This is a genomic window from Saccharothrix sp. ST-888, from assembly GCF_000955975.1.
In the GTDB taxonomy this organism is placed as follows: Bacteria; Actinomycetota; Actinomycetes; order Streptomycetales; family Streptomycetaceae; genus Kitasatospora.
Map to the genome: position 1 here is coordinate 1 of NZ_JYJF01000283.1, position 1,194 is coordinate 1,194.

At 74.0% G+C, this 1,194-nt stretch carries 1 protein-coding gene; it reads left to right on the forward strand.

Translation table 11 applies throughout. The features are described 5' to 3' along the window. Positions 1–1,194: acyl carrier protein (locus UK12_RS32645; RefSeq protein WP_045306832.1), on the forward strand; the 1,194-nt coding region annotated here is incomplete at both ends.

Sequence of the window (1,194 nt, forward strand, 5' to 3'; positions counted from 1 at the left end):
GCCACCTCGATCGCCTGGGGTCCCTGGGCGCAGGGCGGTATGGCCGCCGACCGCACCCTGGAGGAGCGGCTGCGCCGCGAGGGCGTCCCGCCGATGGCCCCCCAGCCGGCGATCACCGCACTGCAACAGGCCCTGGAGCAGGGTGACTCCGCGCTCACCGTCGCCGACATCGCCTGGGACCGGTTCCTGCCCGCGATGACGTCCGGCCGCCCGAGCGAGCTGTTCAACGAGATCCCCGAGGCCCGCCTGGCGGCGGCCGCCGCCAACGGCGCCGCCGGTGCCACGGGTGCGACCTCCGCACAGTCCGGACGCCTGGCCGGCCTGTCGGAGGCCGAGCAGACCCGGGCCCTCCTCGACCTCGTACGCACCAACGTCGCCGCTGTCCTGGCGCACTCCGGATCCGAGACCGTCGAGGCCGGGCGAGCGTTCAAGGAGCTCGGCTTCGACTCGCTGACCGCCGTCGAGCTGCGCAACCGCCTCAACGCGGCGACCGGCCTCCGGCTCCCGACCACCCTGGTCTTCGACTACCCGTCGGCCGCCGCCCTCGCCGAGCACCTGCGCTCCGAGCTGCTGGGCCAGGACTCCGCCGCCGCGACCCCGGTGACGGCCCAGGCCGCCACCGAGGACGAGCCGATCGCGATCGTCGCGATGAGCTGCCGGTTCCCCGGCGGGGTCACCACGCCCGAGGAGCTGTGGCAGCTGCTCACCTCCGGCGGCGACGCGATGGCCGGTCTGCCGACCGACCGGGGCTGGAACGTCGAGACCCTCTACGACCCGGACCCGGACCAGGTCGGCAGGATCTACACCCGCGAGGGCGGATTCCTCTACGACGCCGCCGAGTTCGACGCAGCGTTCTTCGGCATCTCGCCGCGCGAGGCGCTGTCGATGGACCCGCAGCAGCGTCTGCTGCTGGAGACCTCCTGGGAGGCGTTCGAGCGGGCCGGTATCGACCCGGCCGCGCTGCGCGGCAGCCGGACGGGCGTCTTCGCCGGTACCAACGGCCAGGACTACCTCGCCCTCCTGATGAACTCCCCGGAGGAGCTGGAGGGCCAGCTCGGCACGGGCACGGCCGCGAGCGTGGTCTCGGGCCGCCTCTCCTACACCTTCGGCCTGGAGGGCCCGGCGGTCACCGTCGACACGGCCTGCTCCTCCTCGCTGGTCGCCCTGCACCTCGCCGTGCAGGCCCTGCGCAAC